Source organism: Chlorogloeopsis sp. ULAP02, assembly GCF_038404745.2.
GTDB lineage: Bacteria > Cyanobacteriota > Cyanobacteriia > Cyanobacteriales > Nostocaceae > Chlorogloeopsis.
On the sequence record NZ_JAYKTT020000001.1, the window covers coordinates 43,657 to 67,362 of the forward strand.

The 23,706-nt window shown below is 40.3% G+C and carries 22 protein-coding genes; 11 read left to right on the forward strand and 11 right to left on the reverse strand.

Translation table 11 applies throughout. From position 1 onward, the window contains the following. Window positions 1-55: 55 nt before the first annotated feature. The 3 genes from U2718_RS00185 to U2718_RS00195 all read left to right on the forward strand — a co-directional run bounded on the left by U2718_RS00185 (window position 56) and on the right by U2718_RS00195 (window position 3,223). A complete protein-coding gene (locus U2718_RS00185; RefSeq protein WP_341999142.1) occupies window positions 56-1,225 on the forward strand; it encodes a homospermidine biosynthesis protein in 1,170 nt (389 codons plus the stop codon). Window positions 1,226-1,811: 586 nt separating this feature from the next. Further along, window positions 1,812-2,477 (forward strand): phosphoribosyltransferase, encoded by a 666-nt coding sequence (locus U2718_RS00190; protein ID WP_341999144.1) that lies wholly within the window; start codon window positions 1,812-1,814, stop codon window positions 2,475-2,477. Between the two features lie 158 nt (window positions 2,478-2,635). Further along, on the forward strand, window positions 2,636-3,223 hold the full coding sequence (locus tag U2718_RS00195; RefSeq protein WP_341999146.1) for a Crp/Fnr family transcriptional regulator: 588 nt from the start codon (window positions 2,636-2,638) through the stop codon (window positions 3,221-3,223). Between the two features lie 392 nt (window positions 3,224-3,615). Here the strand turns inward: U2718_RS00195 and U2718_RS00200 are convergent, their stop codons facing one another. The 3 genes from U2718_RS00200 to U2718_RS00210 form a co-directional block, all read right to left on the reverse strand. Further along, a complete protein-coding gene (locus U2718_RS00200; RefSeq protein WP_341999148.1) occupies window positions 3,616-4,218 on the reverse strand; it encodes an NIL domain-containing protein in 603 nt (200 codons plus the stop codon). A 94-nt stretch (window positions 4,219-4,312) separates the two neighbouring features. Continuing rightward, window positions 4,313-4,579: an NIL domain-containing protein gene (locus U2718_RS00205; protein WP_341999150.1), complete on the reverse strand. Its 267-nt coding sequence runs from the start codon at window positions 4,577-4,579 to the stop codon at window positions 4,313-4,315. A 964-nt stretch (window positions 4,580-5,543) separates the two neighbouring features. After that, window positions 5,544-5,804, reverse strand: a complete 261-nt coding sequence (locus tag U2718_RS00210) for a MoaD/ThiS family protein (protein ID WP_341999151.1) — start codon at window positions 5,802-5,804, stop codon at window positions 5,544-5,546. Window positions 5,805-6,350: 546 nt separating this feature from the next. On the opposite strand from U2718_RS00210, the gene U2718_RS00215 reads away from it, so the two are divergent. Further along, the gene (locus U2718_RS00215; RefSeq protein WP_341999152.1) at window positions 6,351-6,623 is read left to right on the forward strand and encodes a ferredoxin-thioredoxin reductase variable chain; all 273 of its coding nucleotides are present in this window, start codon (window positions 6,351-6,353) and stop codon (window positions 6,621-6,623) included. 5 nt (window positions 6,624-6,628) lie between these two features. On the opposite strand, the gene U2718_RS00220 is transcribed toward U2718_RS00215, so the two are convergent. The 5 genes from U2718_RS00220 to U2718_RS00240 form a co-directional block, all read right to left on the reverse strand. Then, on the reverse strand, window positions 6,629-6,853 hold the full coding sequence (locus U2718_RS00220; RefSeq protein WP_341999153.1) for a hypothetical protein: 225 nt from the start codon (window positions 6,851-6,853) through the stop codon (window positions 6,629-6,631). A 75-nt stretch (window positions 6,854-6,928) separates the two neighbouring features. Next, window positions 6,929-7,723: a YdcF family protein gene (locus U2718_RS00225; RefSeq protein WP_341999154.1), complete on the reverse strand. Its 795-nt coding sequence runs from the start codon at window positions 7,721-7,723 to the stop codon at window positions 6,929-6,931. 336 nt (window positions 7,724-8,059) lie between these two features. After that, window positions 8,060-9,700, reverse strand: a complete 1,641-nt coding sequence (locus U2718_RS00230) for an SWIM zinc finger family protein (RefSeq protein ID WP_341999155.1) — start codon at window positions 9,698-9,700, stop codon at window positions 8,060-8,062. A gap of 50 nt (window positions 9,701-9,750) precedes the next feature. After that, window positions 9,751-9,969, reverse strand: coding sequence for a type II toxin-antitoxin system HicB family antitoxin (locus tag U2718_RS00235; RefSeq protein ID WP_341999157.1), 219 nt, complete (start codon window positions 9,967-9,969; stop codon window positions 9,751-9,753). 410 nt (window positions 9,970-10,379) lie between these two features. Continuing rightward, window positions 10,380-13,568, reverse strand: coding sequence for a WGR domain-containing protein (locus U2718_RS00240; protein ID WP_341999159.1), 3,189 nt, complete (start codon window positions 13,566-13,568; stop codon window positions 10,380-10,382). 396 nt (window positions 13,569-13,964) lie between these two features. Here U2718_RS00240 and U2718_RS00245 point away from each other — a divergent pair, with 396 nt between their 5' ends. Next, a complete protein-coding gene (locus U2718_RS00245; protein ID WP_341999161.1) occupies window positions 13,965-14,555 on the forward strand; it encodes a ParA family protein in 591 nt (196 codons plus the stop codon). Further along, window positions 14,552-14,827: a CopG family transcriptional regulator gene (locus tag U2718_RS00250; RefSeq protein WP_341999163.1), complete on the forward strand. Its 276-nt coding sequence runs from the start codon at window positions 14,552-14,554 to the stop codon at window positions 14,825-14,827. Before U2718_RS00245 ends, U2718_RS00250 begins: the two co-directional genes overlap by 4 nt. Window positions 14,828-15,081: 254 nt before the next feature. Here U2718_RS00250 and U2718_RS00255 read toward each other — a convergent pair whose 3' ends face one another. Beyond that, on the reverse strand, window positions 15,082-15,750 hold the full coding sequence (locus U2718_RS00255; protein WP_341999165.1) for a sporulation/spore germination protein: 669 nt from the start codon (window positions 15,748-15,750) through the stop codon (window positions 15,082-15,084). A 190-nt stretch (window positions 15,751-15,940) separates the two neighbouring features. Between U2718_RS00255 and U2718_RS00260 the strand changes: the two genes are divergently transcribed. Further along, a complete protein-coding gene (locus tag U2718_RS00260) occupies window positions 15,941-17,410 on the forward strand; it encodes an integrase (RefSeq protein ID WP_341999167.1) in 1,470 nt (489 codons plus the stop codon). A gap of 337 nt (window positions 17,411-17,747) precedes the next feature. Here the strand turns inward: U2718_RS00260 and U2718_RS00265 are convergent, their stop codons facing one another. Then, window positions 17,748-17,930 (reverse strand): hypothetical protein, encoded by a 183-nt coding sequence (locus U2718_RS00265; protein WP_341999170.1) that lies wholly within the window; start codon window positions 17,928-17,930, stop codon window positions 17,748-17,750. Between the two features lie 774 nt (window positions 17,931-18,704). On the opposite strand from U2718_RS00265, the gene rsmA reads away from it, so the two are divergent. From rsmA to U2718_RS00285, 4 genes are all read left to right on the forward strand, one after another. Then, complete coding sequence (gene rsmA, locus U2718_RS00270; RefSeq protein WP_341999172.1) at window positions 18,705-19,523, forward strand: 16S rRNA (adenine(1518)-N(6)/adenine(1519)-N(6))-dimethyltransferase RsmA; 819 nt, start codon at window positions 18,705-18,707, stop codon at window positions 19,521-19,523. Between the two features lie 36 nt (window positions 19,524-19,559). After that, window positions 19,560-20,513 (forward strand): 4-(cytidine 5'-diphospho)-2-C-methyl-D-erythritol kinase, encoded by a 954-nt coding sequence (gene ispE, locus U2718_RS00275; RefSeq protein WP_341999174.1) that lies wholly within the window; start codon window positions 19,560-19,562, stop codon window positions 20,511-20,513. A gap of 26 nt (window positions 20,514-20,539) precedes the next feature. Then, window positions 20,540-20,860, forward strand: a complete 321-nt coding sequence (locus tag U2718_RS00280; RefSeq protein ID WP_341999175.1) for a DUF3082 domain-containing protein — start codon at window positions 20,540-20,542, stop codon at window positions 20,858-20,860. A 198-nt stretch (window positions 20,861-21,058) separates the two neighbouring features. Then, complete coding sequence (locus U2718_RS00285; RefSeq protein WP_341999178.1) at window positions 21,059-21,241, forward strand: DUF4278 domain-containing protein; 183 nt, start codon at window positions 21,059-21,061, stop codon at window positions 21,239-21,241. 257 nt (window positions 21,242-21,498) lie between these two features. On the opposite strand, the gene U2718_RS00290 is transcribed toward U2718_RS00285, so the two are convergent. Then, window positions 21,499-23,577, reverse strand: coding sequence for a potassium channel family protein (locus U2718_RS00290; protein WP_341999179.1), 2,079 nt, complete (start codon window positions 23,575-23,577; stop codon window positions 21,499-21,501). Between the last annotated feature and the right edge of the window lie 129 nt (window positions 23,578-23,706).

Genomic DNA, 23,706 nt, shown 5'->3' on the forward strand with positions numbered 1-23,706 from the left:
ATCTGTTGCTTATCGGCAATTATGTAATTCACGATCATCTTGAGGACTATCAAAAATGTCAAAACAGCTGGGCAAGAAAATCATACCCACACCCATACCCAAAGAAATCGGGGTAGTTGATTTGATTGATAATTACTTCACTGCCTACAACTCGGCACGGTTACGGGAAGTATGCCAGCTACTGAGTCAAGACGTACTCAAAGAAGGCGTGACGGTAGGAGTTAGCCTTTCTGGCGCAATGACACCAGCAGGATTTGGGGTTTCGGCGATCGCACCATTGATTCGTAATGGTTTTATTGACTGGATGATTAGTACTGGTGCTAATCTTTACCATGATATGCACTATGGATTGGGTTTTGAAGTTTTTGCTGGCAATCCATTTTTGAATGATGTCAAGCTTCGTCAAGAAAGTACCATCCGTATTTATGATATTATTTTTGGCTACGATGTATTATTAGAAACTGATGCATTTATCCGGAAAATTTTACAAGCAGAACCTTTTCAGAAGCGAATGGGAACTGCTGAATTTCACTATCTGTTAGGTAAGTATGTCCGAGAGGTAGAAAAGCAACTAGGAATTGAGCATTCGTGCTTGTTGGCAACTGCTTATGAATATGGTGTGCCGATTTACACATCTTCACCTGGTGATAGCTCCATAGGTATGAACGTTGCTGCCCTGGCGCTAGAAGGTTCCCAGTTAATGTTAGATCCAGCCATTGACGTGAATGAAACCGCAGCGATCGCCTACCATGCCCGCGAAGCAGAAGGTAGGAGTGCAGCAGTAATTATTGGTGGTGGCAGCCCCAAAAACTTTCTGCTCCAAACTCAACCACAAATTCATGAAGTATTGGGGCTAGAAGAACGGGGACATGATTATTTTGTCCAATTTACTGATGCTCGTCCAGATACTGGCGGTTTATCGGGGGCTACACCTTCAGAAGCAGTCAGCTGGGGGAAAATTGATCCGGATGAATTGCCCAGCACAATTGTTTGTTATACCGATAGCACGATCGCATTGCCCCTAGTAACTGCATACGTAATTAATCAATGTCAACCTCGTTCTTTAAAGCGGCTGTATGACAAACGTCAACAAATGCTTGAAAAACTGCAAGCAGATTATTTAGCAGCGAAAACCCAAGCGACAGAGAAAGTTCCTGTTGTCGCGGACAGTGCAGAAGAAGTAGCCACCTACCCCTGTGGTAGATTGATTCACAATACTCTTTAGGAATTGTTAGTGTTTAGATAGAATAACCAAATTGCGCCTTGTAAGATCCTCAGCTTTCTTCGAGAAGTCGGGGATCTGTGCAGGACAGTCTATAATTTCAAATTGGTACAACTCTTTCATTCAGCAGATCCTGAAATTTAGAATCACCTGCCATTAGTCAGAGGCAAAAATTTTTTCAAGTTTATTAGGATTGGTTCAGAAGAAAATTTTTAAGTAGGGATTACAAGCAATTAGAAATCACGCACAAGTTACGGAAGAATTAAACCGCTCCAGAAATGGAGTATACCGAGGAATAAGATTTAGAGAGGTATTTTGTAAGTCCTGGCAATCACAAACATCCCAAGTCAAAAATTAAAAAATATGAGGAGGGAAAATATAACATGATGAAATTTGTAGACAAGTTCAAAATTTTGCTCGTTTGATTTTATGGGGCAATGTAGAAGTATTAACCTGTGCGAGCTTTTTACTATTAGTTGATTAGTGTCAATTTTTAATAGGAAGTTTAAATGACTGTATTCCACTGGCATATTTAGTGGTGAATAAATTTTTTAGATCTATAAGAAACATTTTTAGGAGCGTGGACACTGTGCTACATAAAGACAGAACAGCAGCAGGTCAATTTTTGGCTAAGGAGTTAGCTGCCTATGCTAACCGTTCAGATCTACTAGTGTTAGCGCTGCCAAGGGGAGGTGTACCTGTTGCCTTTGAAGTAGCCAAAGCGCTTAATGCTGCTTTGGATATTTTTGTGGTACGCAAATTAGGTGTACCCGATCAGCCAGAGTTAGCAATGGGAGCAATTGCCAGTGGTGGTGTAAGAGTTCTGAATCAAGATATAGTGCGATCGCTTCGTCTGACAGAGACAGAAATAAGTCGAGAAGAGGCAAAACAACGACAAGAACTGGAGCGACGAGAACACCTTTATCGAGGTAACCGCCCTTTGCCAGTGGTTCGTGGACGTACCGTCATAGTCGTAGATGACGGTTTAGCTACCGGTGCAACCATGCGGGCTGCGATTATGGCATTGGGAACACAACAACCAGCGCGACTTGTGATTGCCGTGCCTGTTGCCGCACCCCAAACGTGCCAGGAGTTTGAATCTGAAGTGGACGAAGTCGTTTGCACCGTCACACCTACGCCTTTCTACAGTGTTGGTTTATGGTACGAGAATTTTCCTCAAACCTCCGATGAAGAAGTCCGAAGTTTGTTAGTAAAAGCAGCAAAGCGAGATCGGGAATCAGCGATGCATGCTTAGGAAAGTAGCAATTAGAAAATAAGTTAGGGGAACTCTGCAAACTAGCAAGCATGATCACACTTTGGTATCTAGTGTCCCAAAGAGCTTATCCAAGAGCATGATTTATTGATATAGTTGAAAACTACGGTTACTTTATCGATAAATAGGTTTTAGTCATAATGTTTGCCTCTTCCCCTACAAAGAATCATGCGAATCAAAGTATTCGCCGACATTTTCAACCACGCTCGTTTATCCCGCTTCAGCCAAATATTCTCTGGAAGCTAGAAAAAGGAATAGTGCGAAATTTGACATGGCATGAAGATGGGACGCTTGTAACTTTGGGAGTGTGGGGGCCAGGAGATATTGTTGGTAAAGCTTTTTCAAAAATCGAGCCATATGAAATTGAATGTTTAACCAAGGTAGAAGTAACTATTGTTCCCACAAATGAATGGTATCCACTGACAGAAGTGCTGCTCGCACACGTTCAACAGGCGGAGGAATTGATGGTAATTCGCAGCTATAAAACTGTGGAAATAATGCTGATTAAACTACTAGGTTGGCTAGCTAAAAAGTTTGGTCGTGAAGTTGAAAATGGTCATTTAATTGATTTGCGGCTCACACATCAAGACATCGCAGAAATGCTGAATTCAACTCGCGTTACTATCACTCGTATTCTCTCAAATCTAGAAGAGCGAGGATTAATTGACCGTTTACCTTTGCACCGAATTGTCTTGAAAGAAGAACAGATTTGGCATTATGAAATTTAGTTAGTACGGGGGTTGAGCAGAAATTTTCTCAAATGATGCAATATCTTCTACATCAACCCACCTGTACATATAAAAACTAAACTCCTAACAATACCAGCTATCTCCGTCGACGTTAGGTTTTTCTTAGATAATGAGATTGAGAGATTCTAAATAAAGAAGAGCAAGAGAGATTTGCGATAATTTTCCCTTGATTTCAACGTCAAAACACCCCTCTCTGTTTGTATGTTTTCCCAGCTTTGCTCCAGTAATATTCACAATCAAAAGAGAACGCACAGAGCACGGAGTCAAGAGGATTTTAGAGAGATTTTGCGTAAGTCCTAAGATAAAGTTAATAAAAATAGTATTTTTAAATTCGTCAATCAAGTGTTGCTTTTACTTATCTATATCAAAACTTATACAAAACTTTGTAGGTAATTCCAGCTAGAAAAAAGTTGCTCCGATCTACCCCAAAGCTCTATGTCAAACCATCCGTCATCTTGGATATCTGGTTTTAATAGTGCGCCCGTAATATTAACTGTGACGCCATAGCTAGAAACTAACTCAGAAATTACAGGTTTTTGGTAGTGTTTTTTTGAAATGCACAATTGCACACGCAGTCGATTGGTTTGATTGTTAGAAATTTGAGGGTAGATTTCGGTTTTCCATCCGCTTATAACTGCTGTAGGTTCACCTGTAGCGAAACTGCTGCCTGAAATGGGAAAAGGATGTGAGTCTTGATCTGGCTCAATGTTACCTGCGATCGCTACTTGCATCAAATCCACACCTAATCCTTGCAGGTAAGAAAGACTATTTACCACTTGTTCTGGCTTTCCCTGAAGTTCTAAGTCAAACCAACCACAGTTGTTATCACCTGCTATGAGAGATGCTGCTTTGATATTGACAGTTAGGTTGTAGCGAGATATCAATCGAGAAATTACTGGTTGTCTGTGATAGTGCTGAGGCACTCGAATCCGGGTATGGATTGGGGCTATTTTCGTAAATTTAAAGTTAGTCATAGCACCGATTAACTTGTAGATGAAATAGAATATTTGCTTTTTAAATTCGCTTGTATAGTAGCTAGTAATTACTACTAGCTACTAATGACTAGCTTTACCAACTGCCGACGTTAGTTTCATCCCAAGTTTCTAATTTCAAGTCCTTAAAGTAAGTTAGTCCATTCTGAATTTGTTCTTCGGTTCCTTGTAAATCTAGGTCAAACCAACCATCACCAATAGCATTAGCACCGAGAATAGCCGCTGCGATGTTAACAGTCAAACCAAAGTCGGAAACTAGACGAGAAATCACAGGTTCTTGATGATAGTCTCTTGGAATTCTGATGCGAATTCGCTTGTGAGCGAGCTGATTATTAATAGCCATGTCCAAACCAACTCCTTAAATTATTATTGTGCTCTTGATTTTGCGACTGTTTGCTGTTTTACTACTTCAACATCAATTACTCTTTCCAAAGGCTGCCGAAACCGCACTAAATTTACTTATTACTCTGGCATTAACCCTAACGGATATTCGAGCACCCATCAAAATAAGCGATAGACAACCTTGGACTGAATTTATCCTCACTCTATTGGCGATTTGCAAAATACTGTGTTTCAATTCTGTTACAACACGCTGCCACAAATTCATTCAACTTGTTCCAGTATCTACAAAATGTCGGTCGATATTTAGTACTTTAATATTATTTAGATATTTTACATGGTAATTATTGAAAATGCAAGTTATTAACTCCCTTTACTCGGTCGATAATAAGGGTTTTTTTTGAAAATACTTGTAAAATTGAACTGAGTAAGTCGGTTTGTAGAGACAAAATTTCAAGATTTTTTGTTTTTTAATTGAAGAGTATTGTTTTGTACAGAGTACAGTACATTCCGGAGGGTGGCTTCCCCTTATCAAGGAGAGAGTTAAGGAGGGGTGTACTCCATTAACTTACAATCCGCTGTAAATTTTTAGGTGGCAAATATTTTCTACAGATATTTAAGACAAATTTAATGAAAATTTGTACTCAGTAGTTGTACAAGCTATTATTCTAAATTCAACAAATTCTGCATTGTCAAAAACAGTAAGTTAATTTGACACGAATGCTTTCGCTTACATCATATGTAATTTCATTACCAAACTAGATTAGTAAGAGTCTATATTACGTAGTGATTGATATGAGTAAATGTTTACTGTTGCTTTGTCATCAAAATATAGGTCATAACACCAACATACCAGTGACAAACTCTTGTCATAAAACTATAGTAAAAATTTATTAGTTACTACTACATGACGAATCTATATCCCGAATTGAAGCTCTCGGTCATGGGAGCTTTTTTTGTTTGAGTGACTAGCCACCACTAACCGGTGGAATTAACACTACTTCGTCACCGTCATGTAGAATTGTATCTCCTTCAACAAATGTCAAGTTAACTCCAAAACGGGTGAGTTCCCGCCATTGATGGAGTTCGGGGTGTTCGGCAATTAGGTGATCGCGTACTGCGGCAACTGGTGATTCTGGTGGAAATTCCAATACTAGCTCTGGCACTTGATAAGCCTCTTGATAGGCAGCGAACAATTTAACGGTAACTGTAATTGCAGATTGACACATAGAACGAAGTGAGAATGGCTTTAGGTTTGAAAGTAGATAGAGACAAGGCAACTAGTTATCATGTAGTGTCAATTTATAATAAATTCCATAAAATAATTTCATCCAAATTTCTTTGCTTAAACCTAATTTGACGTTTTTCTTAGTCAAATATCACCACTTAAGGACTAAACCACCTTAGCCTGACGGAAATTTTGACGCATCAGTGTACAACTTTTCTCTTGGCACTAGCTGGTTTGCTTGATTCTATATTGAGAGAGTTGGCCAAAGAGTTGACCAAGGGAACAACTAGAGTGAAGATAAGAAAGTTAGACATCTTGCCAAAGTACTGGGCTACTTTGAGATTACCTCGTCTGTTTCGTCTCTATTTTTGAGTTCAAAATAACAGATGAGGATTTGAGGAAGAAGGTATATGAAAGCCTGCACGGGCAGGCTTTATTTGTCTGGCAGGTGGGTGCAACAGGCATGAAACTATGCCCTGATACCACCTAGAAGCCAACAGCGACTTTTGCAAGCAGTCTATTTTTTATGAAGCAAGTTCAGTGAGGGATGGCTGTGGAGACACTTGTGGAAAAGCAGAAGCTAGGTGTAAATGTAGTTATGAAAAAAGGCGATCGCGTCCGCGTTAAAGAATCCGTAGTAGTTTACCATCATCCTGAGCATCGCGGTAATGCTTTTGACCTCAAAGGTACAGAGGGGGAAGTGGTAGATATTGTGACTCAATGGCATGATAGACCTGTCAGTGCCAACTTGCCAGTTCTAGTTCAGTTTAGTAAAAAATTTAAAGCTCACTTCCGTGAAAATGAGTTAGAAGTCATCTAAATCCCTCATTGGCGGCGAAGAAAAAACTGCATAATATTAAATTCGCCGCGCATCCTTTTTAGCTCTTGACGATGTCGTTCTGCTGTTGTGTGGTACCATTCACAAAATTGTTGATGCTCTGAGCGTACTTGAACTTCTTGATAAAATTGGTGAGTGGTTTGGTAGGCGGCAAAACTTTCTTCAACTTGGGGTTGAGGCGAAGGGATAATAAGTGGTAAGTCTTTTGACATAACCAAATTACAAGTTTAGGAATAAAAAATTTAGGAGTCACAGTCTAACTCCTCATCTATTATTACAACTATTCTTTATAGCCAGCCCCGCAAGCGATAAACAAAAATACCAACGTACTCTTTGAGAGCAGCAGTAAAATTTTGTAGGTTATTACTATCCGGGAACAAGTTCAGGAGTGCGGCTTTGGGAGTGCTGGCGAGTCCTGCAAATTCTTTATAGGTAATGGTATAGTCTGTGGGTGCAGGAATAGCGTCGATACCCTGACGCTTGAAGATAAGGATTGAGCGCGGCATATGCATTGCTGAAGTTACCAACAAGATGCGGCGAATACCACGGGCTTCAAGTATTTTTCTCACATTGACTGCATTTTGATAAGTGTTAAGAGATTCCGATTCTTCGATAATTGCTGCTGGGGGTATGCCAATTGATGTAAGGATTGCAGCCATATCCTGTGATTCTGATGCGTTGATACTGTCTTGCCAATCGATGCGACCACCACTGAGAATAATCACAGGTGCTTTCTGTTGTCGATAAAGTTGAGCGGCATAAATTACGCGATCGCCGCGATCATTTAAGTCTACACCTGGTCGTGGTGGCAGAGCCGATTTTGTCGCACCCCCCAAAACAACAATTGCTTCTGCATTTGGTATTTCCGTAAGTGGAAGGTTTTGCCACTCTAGTGATCGCACCAGTAAGCTCGCTATCCAGACATTACTGCTAAGTAATAAAACAGTTAGCGCCAACCCAATCGCAACCGCAGCTATGCGGGGACGTTTCCACAACATGAACAGTGCTACCAGCAAACACAAACAAGCTAGCCCTAATGGATAAAAAAATAGCGGCAGCAACTTAGAGAGATACAAAAACATGGGGGTTAGATCGAGTCCGGTTGAATACTCTTAGTTGAGGTTGACACGGAGAAAGGACTTGGTGAAATTACTTAAGTATAAAGAATAGATAATAAAAAATCACGCACTTTGAAATGTTGGTTACCCTTCGTAAATCCCTCAGGACTAGATCGCTCAACTCAAGCGGGCACGGGTACTGTAGGATCGTTCACTTCACGGAAGTTAAACCGGAACACCTACAGTACCCGTAAGACCGCACAGTCAAGAGCGGGCTAGTGATGCGCGGTGAGACTGAACGCAAGGACGGCGATCACACCGTCCGAATTGCAAGGTTATTTACCAACTCAAAGCACGTGATTATCTATACTGACGGGCGTGCTGCATTCGCAGTGCCAGAATATGCTCGCAAGGGCCTTTGTACAGCTTATTTTGCTGATGCCAATTGCAAGTACATTCTGCGTTGATTATACGCTCGTCTCTATCAATCGTCAAAGCAGGATTGTAGGTTTTTGATTTGTCCTGAATGCTACCTTGCACGGTTAAGGCATTATCTTTCTCGCTGACTGTTGTTAAGCGCACTGCATTTTGACTTAAAAACCTGGTTGCACTTTCTTCTCGTTCGTTGGCAAAGCGTAATCTCTCCATTGGTAACGGTTCGCGGCTGAGTTCTCGCACCCGATACACTTCTTTATTTAAGTCATAAATAACACGCCCTGCTTGTGTATAAGCACTTAAAGCTCCCAACACTGCCGTGCGACTCAAATTCAAGCGCTGTGACAAACTATCCGCCGTTTCTAACCAATTCTCCCGCAGCCCATCAAAAATAATTTTCTGCGTCCATTCATCGACATTGGCACGGGGTGCCATTAAGTCAAAATTACCAGCACCAGCCCAATCATTGGCAGTCCATCCCGATAAACCAAGGGTGAACGACATATCACCTAGATCGGCGACATAGAAGGAAGGCATACCCGTACCTAGCAGGTAAACGGTAAACTTTTTGGCAACGGCAATAAGACGTTCGAGAATGTGGAGGCGGCGACGCCCCCAAACGCGGATGGTTTGTTCTTGGGAACCAGTATAGGGCGATCGCGGGCAAACTACTTCAATATCCCATGGTTCAAACACCACCCGCACAGGTTCACCTGGTTTGAGATGATAGCGCATACTGCGCGGCCCTTTTTTCTCTTTGTGGCGACGCATTACAAAACAGATATTGTGAATATCCATCGGGTGTAAATCAAACCGGGTTGCGGGTAAACACATCGCCGAACTTACTTGTAAAAATCCCCTTACCCAGCTATCTGGTAAATCAATTTTTACTTCTTTATAAGCTTCTTCGTTAGTAGTTTTAACTTCAAAACCAGAAGGATCGACTTGCAATTGAGTAGTCTTATAACTGCGAATTTTTTGAAACTCATCATAAAGCGCTGCTGAGTAATCAACGTTTGTAGTACCGCAGGCAAATTCATTAATATTTTTGAATACTTCGTAACTTGCTCCCAGACGTCCGTAAGTTGATTCATCTACACTAAAGCACTCAAAAAAGACTTCATCAGGATGCACTGTAATAACTGGATCAAATACAAAGTAAAAGTCTAGTTGTTTTTGCCAAACAAAACGGCGAAATTCTTCTCTGGCTTGATAATAAGGACGCAAGCGTTCATAACTGCGCTGATTTAATTCATTTAATTCTACTTGTAGTGCCTTAATTTTAGTAGTGACATCCTGTCGCATTGCCATCACTAAATCCCAGTTAATTTCTTCTTGCTTGGCACGCCATTCTTTGTAAGCGGTTTTATCTTTAGGTTTAAATCGTAAGTCAGAAATAACAACATCATGTAAGGCGCTAATGGCTTCACGAAATGCCACGTTTTGTCGCAGTTCGCCAATAAAGTATGTAGGCGGGCGCTTTGTGTCTGGGGAGAATGACATCTGCGTGTTTCCGCTTTGTTCTACTACTGATGTGTTTCCTTTGTATGTGTAGTTAAATTCCATAATTTTGTTATTAATTATTGATTATTTTTGATAAGTATTTTTGCTTAAAATTAGCTAAATTGATAAATTATTGGTCGATATTTAGGCTGAGGGATAGGTTTACCTTCACTACTGGCGGCTTCCAACCAAGCAGCTTTAGCAATCATTGCCTCACGCAGTGCTTCCTCTGGTGTTTCACCCCAAGCAGAACAAAATTTCAAGTCAGGTATATCAGCAATGTAGCCTTCATCTTCTTCACTGTAGAAAATATTAATGTGATAATCTTTCATTCTTCATCTCCTAAAGTTAAATTTTACTATTGATACGTAGCAAACTAATATCAACTCTATATAAAATTGCACTTAATTAGACCAATTTATTCCTTTGTGTTCTTTGTGCTCTACCCTGCGGGAAGCCGCTCCGCGTCTATGTGGTTATTTTTTTAATATTAATTGCATCCTCAAAGGAGATTGGTATAAACTTAAAGGCTTCAATTAGCAGGGAGCATCCCGATTTTTTAAGATACTAAGCAAATAGCGCGACTTAAACCTCTGTGTTCCTCTGCGTGAACCTTTGCGCTCCTCTGCGTTTAAAAATAAAATCAAACATTTGGGATGCTCCCAATTAGCATGACCATAGTTCATCAAACTGAATATTTTTAGAGCTACACAGAGTTTTTTCATTTACCGTGATATGAACACTAATTTCTAACATCTACAACTGGCTTCACCTGAATCGGTAAATTCAATTGCGAATATTTTTTATGAATTTTCAACATAATTTGTATCGCCGCTGCTTTATCTCCAATAGCTATTGTTACCGACTGTCGAATTATAATTTCTGCCACAATTTTTGCCGCTGCTTCGCTTTTTTGTGCCTCCATTTCTAAAAAAGCAAAAATCCTCTTTTTGGCAACGCTACTACGATTGACGCGAGATAATACACTGATGAAAAATGGTGTTAGCTCCCGCAATCTTTCTGGATTACCTACAGCATATTTTTCTAAATAGTTAGTGGCAAATAACTGCATATCTGCTGATGGATGTTCGCTAAATTTCAACAGATATTCTTCTCCATCTGCTGCTTTGAAGTTACTAGTTAATAAATCACGCCCAAGTCTCCGTGCTTCTTCTCGAACGCTATCACAAATACTGACTAAAACTTCTGGTGTAAATTCGCGATCGCTGAACTCTGTTGTTAATATCTTAAAGGCAAATTCTCGTGAATCTTCCCACTTTGCTTCTAACATCCGTATTGCCACTAACATCTCTTGTGGATCTGTACGCAGGCGATTTAAGATTTGTCCAAACATCTGCCGTGCAGCTTCCCGCACTGACAAAATTTCATGGTTGGCAAGTTTAACGATTTCGTGAGTAGTAAATTCTGACAGCCAATCTTGGTAATTCGCACCCAGCAACAAACCACCTAATTCCTGTGGAACCGAGGATTGTACCTGGAGTAAGTTTAAAGTAGTTTCTTTGTTGATGCTTGGCATCCATCCCTGCAAGTCTTCTCGTAACAAACGCACCAAATAGCTGTGAACTCCTTCGTGTTTTTCTGGTGTGAGGAGAATTTCAATCAAATCAGATGCTATCTGGACGGTAAAAGCTGGGTAAAATGCTCCTAATCGATAAATAATTGGTTTGATGGCATTGCGGATATCTTCAACTGCATTCACCGCCATTGCCACAATCAAATCACTCTCTTCTCCTATAAGTTTCTCATCTGGCAGTTGACCAAAAAGCCTAATACCCAAAACTCGCAATGTTTCGTGAGGTGATGCCAGAAGTGATTCGATTATCTGTGGCGGCAAGTTTTCGGCAGTTGTTTCATGATTGAGGAGAATACGAGCACCTAATTCTTGAATTTCCAAGATGGGATGTGCTAAAAGGTCATTGACTACGCTCAAGCTTAAATTTCGTAACTGAAGTGGAAAGCATACCACTAGGGTTTCGGAAATTTCTTTTGCTAACTCAGGAGAAGCTTCTGGTGTAAATGCGATCAATTCGGCAATGATGCGTCCAATGAGTATTTTAGATGTACTATTGCTCAAAATTGAAGTTCCCAGCAATCTGCGTGCAAAGGTGCGAGTATCGCTTTGTTGGCTGACAACTAAAGCTGTGATGAAGTTGCTGTCTTCTAAAAAGAACTCGCGTTGTTGCTCTATCCATTGACAAGCTTGAGTACGAGCACGTTCAGATAGGCAATTAACTAAAGCAAGAATTAATTCTTTGTTTGGTGAGGCGGGATTGTAGTTAAGTAATGCTAGTTCAAAACCAAATTGCGCTGTAACTTCATAAGGTTTGTTAACTAGTTTGATTATTGTATCTATATTAATAGAAGCACAGAAGCGGTGACATGCTCGTAAGGCTTTGACAGCAAAACAATGAATGGGTTGACAATCCCTTTCTAATAGCAGTTGCAGCAGTGCTTGTGGATGTTGATCCCAAAGTTCGGGAAACGCCTCTTCTCGTGTTGGTGGTTCTGGATCGCCTGGTTTATAGCCTTCGCGACAGCGCCATGCTTTGGAATTGTGCTTTAACTCATAACGGGGACTGTTTTCGTAGAGGATATGGTTAAAAGTTAAATAACCAGCGTAGGCATCCCAATTTCGTTTAAACTCAATCCGAGTCCAGTTGGAACGTTCCCAGCGATAGAAAGTTGACTCCCAAACTTTTTCTGCATCCGCATCAGAATACTGAAGCAGAATGTCAACAGCCATTTTTACATAGTCAGGTTCACCCTCTTCACCTAATTGTTTCAAGGTGTGCCACACTCGCCGCAGTAAATATTCACGAGTGTTGCTACTGTATGCAATTTGTGATTCAGAACGTTTTAGTTCTTCTTTGATTTCATTTCTGTGAGTGTTGTTATATTGCCCTGTTTGAGAGTCGTACCAACCATACTTACCTAAGTATCCACCATCATTAGGAAGGCTCACATGATACTCTTTACTAGAAAAGCTTGCCCTTTCTATCTCCAAGCGATAGGCAAGAATACCAAATACTTCGGCATCATGGCGATATTCAGCCATCTTAAAAATGTGACGCAGGCGCTGAAAGTAGTTTGGTTTGAAAGGCGCTTTGCATAAAATATCAATTAATGCTGGACGCACATACTGATTATCAATTTGATAAATTTTATCCAAAACTGCAAAACCTTTGTAGTTGCTGCGTTCTAAATACGTGCGGAGTTCTGCTGCAAACCCTGCTGCTGAACCATTTCGCGCCAGTTTTTGCAATTCTGGTGGCAAAAACTCTATGATCTGGGCTTGCAAAGCAGCTTTTGTGTCTGCATCTGAAAGCTTGAGGAGTGCTTCAAAGGCAACACGACTCACAAATTCTGGACTGGAAGTATTTTGATATAGTTTGATGAGTGCGGGAATGGCACCTTTACCCCCACACCAACCTAATGCCCAGGCAATGCAGTAATCTCTCAAAGCTTCACCAGTGCCGATCAGTTTTAGTAGCAAAGGTGTGGCTTCAGTAATTTTAAGTTCTCCCGCCCGCCAAATTGCCCGTTCTAATTTCCATGTGCTGGGTTGATTGTTAGCAAGGCGCTTGAGTATTGCTTGTTTTCTTGGATTTTCATCTAAAACAGTTTTCTCCTCAACAGTTTTATCGACTGGCGTTACACTACTCTCCGTGTCGGCAACATCACGATATCCCTTTTTTGTTTTCTCCTCTACTAGCTTGTTAAAGACTCGCTGCGCTTCTTGTAAAGGTAGTGCCTGAGTAGTTTTTGTTCCTTCTTTTAAGTTACTCCCACGACGCCCATAGCGAAAATTTACTACATAACGCCCTTCACTTACCTGGCACAAATCTACTTCATAAACTTTGTCAGAACTTCCTTCCTGAAAATGCAGCGTAGTTCTTTTCTCTAGTTTCATGGCACCCATCCCACCACGCAGTCATGACTCTCTATTGTGGCTTGATTTATTGGGATCTGCCAGATGTGGTTAGGCAAAGGAACGGGGTTGGGGAAACAGCTTAATTTTGTTTTGGTACTTATCAAAAATTTCAAAAAATTTTAAGTCAAAAATGGTTATTAAAGCAAATAGATATATTTTTATTGTTTTATATATATATTTAGCTATATAGCTTTTTGCTCATAGAATAAAGTATCTGAACTTTTAAACGTTTAAAAATTTGAATGTTTAAGCATTGAATACTAACAATACCTTGATATTGAAACATTTAGATGTTTAAACATACAAAACACATCTAAGCATTTAAACATCTATACACTTGCAGTAGAATCTTGGCATTATTTGCTATTACGAAAAATGATTATCACAGTAGCGGCTTTTAAAGGCGGGGTAGGCAAGTCAACAACTGCGCTACACCTAGCCACATATCTCCAAACTAAAGCTGACACCCTATTAGTAGACGGAGATTTGAACCGCAGTGCTTTAGACTGGTCAAATCGAGGTAGATTACCGTTTAAGGTGACAGATGAAAAGCAGGGGGTGAATTTAGCGAGATTTTACGAGCATATAGTAATTGATACCCCAGCTAGACCTGATGCAGATGAGTTAAAAACTATTTCTAAGGGGTGTGACTTACTTGTTATACCCACAACTCCTGATGCGATCGCTTTAGCTGCAACACTGCAAATGGTTGATGTGCTCCAGAAACTGAAGACAAATTATCGAATTTTGCTGACTATTATTCCTCCCAATCCCAACAAAGCAGGGGAAGATGCTAAAACAGCCTTAGAAGGGGCGCAACTGCCTGTATTCAAGTCTAAAATTCGACGACTGGCTGTATTTCAACGGGCAGCTTTAGAAGGGGTGCCAGTCAATGCAGTGAAAGATCCTTATGCGCGTATTGCGTGGCGATGTTATGCCGAGGTTGGAGAGGAGATATTACCATGACTAGCAAGAAAAAAGGTAGCCGTTTCGACGAGTTAATTGATGCTGCCCGCAGTCGTCAACAAAGGGATCAGCCTCAGCCAAGTGCTGAAAACAGTTCTCGCACGACTAAAAGTACTGATCCAGATTATACCCGTACAACTGTTTATCTGCCCAAGCAATTGCACCGTCAGCTTAAGGCAGCAGCGGCTTCTCAAGAGCGACAAATGAGCGACATCTTGATAGAGTTGCTTGAGCAGTGGCTCAATTCTCAGAGCGGCAAGCAGGAAAGTTAGTAGGTTAGGCAAAATTAAAGTTACGGGTGGAGGCAAGGGAACAGGGTTGGGGGAACAGGAACATAGAAAATGTTTAACCCTTCTGCCCCTCCGAAGTTTGGATTGCCATGCAGGTGCGGCGGGGGCAGAAAAATCTCCGATTTTTCTGCTGTCGGCAGAGCCGACGCTGTGGTTGCACAGCAACCACAGCTATCCCCGCTCGCACCATCGGAGGAAGCCTCCGCTCCAACTTCTCTCTGCCTTCTGCCTTTTTCTTAAAGCACTATTTCCTCGCCTTTTTCAGTAAAGCGAACTTCTTTAATCCCCCACTGAGAATTACTGGTGAGGGTTTTGCGGAGGCTGCCAAATAGAGCAAACTGCTCACAACTAGACAGAGAAGCTATTTGCCGTTGGGACTTAGGGGATACTCGTAAATCTACTGTGGCAACACCATTTTTAATGTTAACATCATATCCAGAAAAGCTAAAGTCTGCACTATCCCGTTGTTCTAAGATTTTACCTACTGTACCCGTAACTGGCTCTGTTGCAGAGACTTCAATTTTTTGTGGAATTAGATCTTGGCATTGAGAATCACTTGTATATAAAGTCACATCTACTCTTTTAGCAGCAGCACTCTGAGAAGAAGTTTTGTTTTGAGTGGGGCTTTCTTGAGGTAAGGGTGGCTTATTGCTCGATTGAGTGTTGAGACTAGACGTAGTTGGAGTTTCGGTTGGTGTGGGTGATATGGATGCTGTAGGGATTGGAGATGGTGTAGGTGATGTAGGAGTCTCACTATTTGGGGTTGGTAATGTTGTCGTGTTGGTAGTTTGACTGTCAACATTACTAGAGTTAGGACTAGAATTACAACTACTGAGACTGGCAAATATTGCCACTAGCATGATAGGGAAAATATTTTTTGTGCTGGTGTTGATAATTTTGTTCATAATTTTTCGCCCCCTGGTATTATGAAATTCGCTCTTGTCATTAACAAATCAGCATAAATTTACTAGAAAGCTGGCAGAATCTCTAGTATGAAAGAGCTTTACATATGCTTACAACCAATATAGGACTTACGCTTTAAAATCAGAGTCAGCTGAGGCTACACCATTCAATTAAGAAATAATTAAAATTGCTATGTCTGGCAACCAATCCAGTAGCTACGATCCTCGCAAAGCCGAATGGGATGGTGTTCCAATCGAGAAATGGGAACCATCGAAGTGGAAGCAGTGGAAATCCAAGCATACTGCCACAGATGAGTTTGTAAAGATGGAGCGTGAGTATTTGAGAATCAAGCACACTGTTGAGCAAGCTAACACTGCTTTAAGTTTAGATAGGGTAAAAATAAAACTAAAGCTTACTAGTGCTAAGTCTATTGGTTTGCAAGGTTCTTTCCCCTGTAAAGCTGGTGATGTAGGTAAAAATGGTAGCCCTCATAAACAGTACACTCTGTCATTAGGTTTTGTTGCCAATGATATTGGTGTGAAAGCAGCGATCGCTAAAGCACGAGAATTAGATTTATTGTTAATTACTAAACAATTTCAGTGGACACCAGAACTGTTGGGTAAGCAAGCACAAAAACTAGCATCACTAAATGAGGGGAAAAATGCAAAACTCATTAGTGAATTAATTCAAGAATATGAGCAGGAATTTTGGAAAACTCACGAACAAAACAGACAAGGAATTCGGACTTGGGAAAGCCATTATATTAGGCATTTAAAAAAGCTTCCACAAGATAGTCCTCTTTCCCAAGAAAGCTTAGAAGTAGCACTACAAAAAACTAAGCCAAATACACCATCTCGATTTTATTTAGCTTGGCAACTGAAGAAGTTTTGTGAGTTTTGTGGATTTGATGGTATTAAAATTATTAATTCTTACGCAACTCCCCTACCCACGCCTACAATTCGGAAAATTCCTAACGATGACGAAATTATTCAAGGTTTTGCAAAAATAGGAGTACCATTATCACCTTATGCTAGTAAGGAGAATATTACCTTACCCGAACAATGGCAATGGGCGTATGGAATGTTAGCAACTTATGGTTTAAGACCTCATGAACTATTTGCTATAGATTTAGAAGCTTTTACTAACCCAGCTAATACTTTTCATTTAGTTACTCTTAATCCTAGTTTAACGGCAGGTACTAAGACTGGTGAACGCAATTGCGGTATCCCACCTTTATATCCTCATTGGATAGATTTATTTGATTTGAAAAATATAAAACTTCCTTTTAATGGTGGAAAATTAAGTAATAAAACAGCAAAACTTTATATCAAGTTTAGAACCAGTAGTGTAGGTTTTAGACCTTATGATTTACGTCATGCTTATGCTATTCGCGGTCATCGTTTACAAGTCCCAATTAAGACAATGGCAGATTATATGGGACATACAGTACAAGAGCATACCAAATCTTATCAAAGGTGGATGAATGAAGATACTAATTTAGAAATATATAAAGAAGTTGTTATTCACAGGCAAGGTACGAGTAAAGAAGCACTGAAAGAAAGAATTAGAGAATTAGAAGCAGAGAATCTGGCTTTAAGAGCAGAGAATGAGACTTTAAAAGGGATATTAATTCAGCATCAATTGGGCGAATTGTTGAGTTGAATTTGATTTGACAATTATTTCTCCTTTGACATTACGCTCAAATTTGACATCAGGATTCTCACGACACAGTTGATAAAATTGGTCGTCTGTAAGTTTAATGATGGGGTTTAAGTTTACAGTAATAGTGTCATGATAATTAAACATAAATTCTAGGGTGCGTTAACGCTAGCCTAACGCACCCCACTGAATTTGGTAATTTATGGTACATTTGTATATCTTTGAGCGATCGCTTCTTTGCTAAAAGGCAGGAGGCAGTACTTCAACTACGCTCAGTAACCAGGTAGAAGGGAAGAAAGTTTATGACGGCTACTTAATTACTAAACCACAAGAGGCAGTTTTATTTCATGTCCAGCAACTTTTTCATTATCTCAATACCAATGTCAACAAGCGGATGACTCAATGTTGCTCTTACCGCTTCCATTCCTCCAGCTATTAGGATTGCTAACAATCTGGATTTGAGTGTTGGTACTTGTTGTGTTGTGGATTCAGTTGGGGTTAACTGATAAATAAGTTGCTTCATCTGTCTCAAGTCAGTTCCTTTGAGGTTATAAATTATGCTTGATTTTTGCTTGTACCATGCATTTACACCTCGCCTGAGTTAAGCAAGATGTTCCCTACGCCCTTATTTGTAGAATAAGGCAACGTGCAATTTGTAAGCTGCAACAAAACTATCAAAAACTAAACAATCAGACTGTTATACAAAAACCAAAGGTATTGGGCAAAAGACTAACTACTGGTATTGTTTATTAGCAATATTAGCCTGATATTCACTTAACTTTGAAATGCGAAAAGTTAGAAAAAACACGCTTAAATATAATATCTTGTATGAGTAGGTAAAATTTTTGACTAATTTTATATTGAAATGATTCTAATAAATCTATTGAAAAAGTCTTTTGGCTTTAAGTTTAACCAGGTACAAGATTTTGTAATTAAAATCGTAGTGTTTTTAAACGCAAAGGAACGCAAAGTTAGCGCTGAGGTACGCGGAGTTTTTCGAGAGAGAATTTGCTAGTAATTAATTAAATGCTGTACTAAGTAAATCTTGAAATGCAATGCCTAAATTTTTGATTAATCCCCATTTTCATAGACAATATTAAAAGTCTATTTGAGCCTGCCCTACTCTCTGGATTAGCTCTCCGAGCCAGACAACAAGCCTAATCATTACCATACAAAATTTATCATGTCAATAAGAAAATGGGCAAAATGCGCTAAAAATAGGTAGTAAAAAGTAAGAAAAAAGTAAGAAATAGATTTTTATGAAAAAGCTAAAAACAAGGCTAGAAGGTCAATATAGATGATACGACCGCGCAGGGTACTTGCTCAACATTGGCTCAAAAGTGAAAAGGCTCTGACTGAGATTTTGAGAGCCGCTGAATTGAAAGAGAATGAACGCATTCTGGAAATCGGCCCCGGTACGGGGATTCTGACTCGTCGTTTATTACCGTTGGTGCAATCTTTGGTTGCAGTAGAAATTGACCGCGATTTGTGCAAACATTTAGTCAAAGAATTTAGAAAGGCTGAAAATTTCTTGCTTTTACAAGGAGATTTTCTTGAGTTAGATTTACCATCTCTGTTAGAAGAAAATTCAGCTTTTCAAAATCCTAAGAAAGTTGTTGCTAATATTCCCTACAATATCACCGGGCCGATAATAGAAAAACTCTTGGGTACAATTGCTAAACCTCATCCAGAGCCTTATGAATTAATCGTTTTATTAATACAAAAAGAAGTAGCAGAAAGATTGGTAGCAAAACCAAGTTCAAAAGCGTTTGGTGCTTTGTCGGTGCGGGTGCAATATTTGTCAGAGTGTGAGTTGATTAGCATAGTGCCAGCAGGAGCATTTCACCCACCGCCCAAAGTAGATTCAGCAGTGGTGCGACTCACACCCCGTAAGATAGAACCAGCAGCAGACGAGCCACAAAAATTGGAGACTTTGGTAAGATTGGGGTTTGCAGCCAAGCGGAAAATGCTACGAAATAATTTGCAATCGCTAGTAGAACGCGATCGCTTGACTCAATTACTGGAACAATTAGAAATAAATCCCCAAGCTCGCGCTGAAGATCTCAGCGTCACGCAGTGGGTTGCTTTAAGTAATCAGTTAACAGCGAAAAACTGATAACTGATAACTGATAACTGATAACTGACAACTTTTATGCGTTCCTACAGTCTCATCGCTCCTGCCAAAATCAACTTATATCTAGAAATTATTGGCGATCGCCCTGATGGGTTTCACGAGTTAGCAATGATACTTCAAAGTATCGGGCTTGCCGATCGCATTGATGTGAAAGTAGGGGGAACAGAAGCCATTCGCGTTCGTTGTAACCATCCCCAAGTCCCTACAGACAAAAGTAATTTAGCATACCGCGCCGCAGAACTGATGGCAGCAGAATTTCCTGATGTCTATGCCAAGTATGGTGGTGTAGATATCGCGATCGCCAAACACATTCCTGTAGCTGCTGGGTTGGCGGGGGGTTCAACAAATGCAGCAGCAGTTTTGGTAGGGATAGATTTGCTGTGGAAGTTGGGATTAACTCAGTCGGAATTAGAAGAATTGGCAGCGGCTTTGGGTTCTGATGTTCCATTTTGCATTGCTGGTGGAACTGCTATTGCTACAGGCAGAGGCGAGCAACTTTCTCCCCTACCTAGCTTGGATAACATATATATAGTATTGGCGAAGTATCGCAGTCTAGAAGTTTCCACAGCTTGGGCATACAAAACTTATCGTGCCTGTTTTGGCAGTTCGTATATAAAAGATAAAGAGGATTTAGCAGCGCGCGCTTCGGCAGTGCATTCCGGAGCAATGGTGAAAGCTATTTTGCACAAGGATGGAACAGAAATTGCGTCCAAACTGCACAATGATTTGGAGAAAATAGTATTGCCAGCTTACCCACAAGTTTTGGAACTACGAGAGACATTTGCTAAACAAGAAGGCGTTTTGGGAACAATGATGTCTGGTTCTGGCCCAAGTGTGTTTGCAATATGCGAATCTAAAGAGCAGGCAGAAAAAGTTATGTTGAGTGTCGCAACAGCAATACCTGATCAAGATTTGGAATTGTTCGTGACTCAGTTGGTTACACACGGCATTAAAGTAGCATCATCCGTTTAAACGTTATTTAGTGAATCTCAAATTTTATGAGTGAACCCAATGCAACACAACAAACAGATACTCAAACGCAAGCTCAAGTAACTCCCTTACGCTGTGTCATCGGATCTGTAATGTCGGGAGGATTGGCATTTGCAGCATACTCCCTCATGATTGCGATCGCGACAACGTTTGCTAATAAACCAATTCATTCTGACAATCCAATCGTATTGAATATCGCCTCCGCTGTTCGTACCTTAGTTGTAGGGATGACTGCTTTGGCGTCTGGAGTTTTTGGCATAGTTGCTGTTGGTTTACTCGCTTTAGGTATTCAACTTCTATTTCAGCACCTTACTAAACGTCACTCATAATTCATCTCTCTATGGTTATATAACCATAGAGAAGTAAAACTTATCAACCTAATCTAAAGCTCCTTTAGGGAAGAGAAGTTCGTTATTAGGGATTTGTCACATAAGTGATCAAGACAGATTGTAAAGTTATGTAAAAAGGTTGCGAAAACTTCGGGTAATTAAACAACTTCAAAAATTAACTACCAGGAGTTTGAAATCATGAAACTGAATTATCGCGGTTTATCTTATGAAGCTAATTCTCAAAATATTGAAATAGCCCAAACAGAGATTAACGGCAAGTTTCGCGGGTTGAATTATCACATTTCTCGCCCGGTTAACTCAGCAGGCTCTTCAGTAGGAGTAACTTTGAAATTTCGTGGAGTTAGTTACTCGAAAATCTAAACTATCTGGCTCTTCAAAAAGTAGGAGTGGGTTTGTAAATTCGCCCCACGCAGAAAATAAAAAGCTATTAATATTAATAGAAAGCAATTCATATTGGGTATCGGTGCCATCGTTATCCTTAAGATACTCTGCAAAAGTCAGTTTTTTGGTGGTTGCAGTCATAGCGATCGCAATCCTTATCGATCACTCAATACAGTTATTCTAGGAGATTTGCTGTCCTGTTGATAGTGATAAAACCTGTAGGCGATCGCAATTAATTAACAACTTGGGTGAGTTGAATTTTCTGTCGTGCTATCTACAGGTAACAAGTGCGCGATCGCTCTTAATTTATTGAGCTTAAATACTAAGCGCTGGGCTTGCTGTCTATATAGTGGTTGCGGTAATCGCCCAGGCAAGTTTCTCATCAAATCCCTAGCAGTGCCGATACTACACCCGGAAATAATACTGATTTCATTTGCGCCATCAAAAATAGCATCGCTAGTTAAAGCTTTCTCAACCTGTACGTACCAGTTGCGAGGAGACAATTCACCTCGTTCAATTCGTTGCAGACTATTACTAGTTGCCAGAACAATCATGCGATCGCCAACAGCAAGCCGCGTTTCATAAGCGGGCATTAACTTGGCAGGTGATGGTGATGTCTTTTGGTAAAGAATTGGTACAGCGCCATAACCATAGGCGATATCATATAACATCAATCCATTCAGTGTATCGCCATCCTCAACCATGTACTCTACCACCTGAATCGTTTGATTATTCAAGTGAAATAAGCCAAGAACATTTTCTCCAAAGGCGGCAGCAGCAAAAACTTCTGCCGATAAAGCAGAAGTACACAGCACTTGTGCATAAGAAAATAACTGCGCTACCTTATCACTAAATTGGCGATTGTAGGTGCGGAGCACCAAGCCACTGTTAGCAGCCTGAGAGTGAGCCATCAAACCAATTTCCAGATTCTCCATCTCATCTTCAGTAATGACAACAACGCTTTTAGCATCAGTAATATTTGCAGTAGCCAAAGCGTTGGTAAAGTTATCAACAATTACTGGCAATTGAAGTGAGAAATTTGGTTCAACAGCTGTACTGGTAATTCCAACGATGGGTTGCTTGAGTTCCTGCAACAGCGTCGCAACTTGCCGCCCGACTCGATTTAATCCAATCAGCACAACATGATCTTGTTGAGGTATCAACAGACGTGGGCTAGTAAAGAAAAACTGAAATCTTGAACTAAGAAGTTTATCAGTTAACAGTGCATACAACACTCCAACAAAAGCCGTGCCTGCCAATGTTAGCCCCAGACTAAACAACCGCAACCACCCTGGCATTTGTTGCTCAAATTCAACACCTCCGAAGACATCACCGTATCCTCCCAACAGCAAGACAGCTGTAGCATAAAAAGCCTCTGCGATATTGATGCCGGGATAATGCCAGCGATAGAGAATTGTTCCCCAAAAAGACAGAAAGATGACTGTAATGCCACAGATGATTGCAACTCGTACAGTGCGATCGCGATCGCCTGATTGCCAAACTTGCATCAGCTTTTGTTTGAGATTATTCCATGACATACCCAAGAAAATTTTCTGCCACAACCGTCGTGCTTCTGGCTTGGTTCTAGTTGCCGATCCCTGTGCTAAGGGAAACAGATCTGCAATTTCGATATAAACGATAGTATCACCTGAGCGCAATACTGTCTCTGCCTCCCACTCATAAAAATGACTGGGCAGTTCAGATGAATGACTAGCGTGATTTAATATCCGCCGAAAAGAAGTATTTAGTTGGTGTACCTGCCACTTATTACACCAAAGATCATGAGGTTGAATTTGATACTTTGCGACTCTCAGCTTGCGCCCTGCAAGGTTAAAGTATCCAAGATTCTCGTCACCAAGAGCTGCAAAAGCAAAAGCAGAAGCTGTCAGTTGATTCGGCTCAAAAGCAATAAAATTACCAAGATTTTCACTTAAAAGTTGATTCAAATTTTGTTTTTCAGAGCGTACAACCAGGCGAGCTTGAGGATTTAAAAGTCGTGCTGCAAATGCAGCTTCTATATTGACTCGCTCATCACTTGTCACTAAAAGCACAGTTCGACATTGACGAATATGCGCCTGTTCTAAAATACTTGCCTGACGGCAGTCTCCGATCAATAAATCTTCTAATAAATTCTCTAAGTTTGATACATCCCAATTCTTTGGTTGTACTAGATCTATTGCGCTAACATTAGCACCATACTCTTTCAGGACTACAACACAATGCTGACCTAAACTTCCCAATCCACAAACTAAAAACCTATCTAGCTTTGTTTGAGTACTGTTAATAGATTGATGGATATTTTCTGAGAATGACACATCTTATACCACGCATAATATATATTTTTTGCATACATTACGATTATACTTTTTGGTATAGTTTTTAGAACATAATCAGCTTAGGTAAATCATACTTGTAGATCATCTCAGGGAAATTGTGTAGAGTGC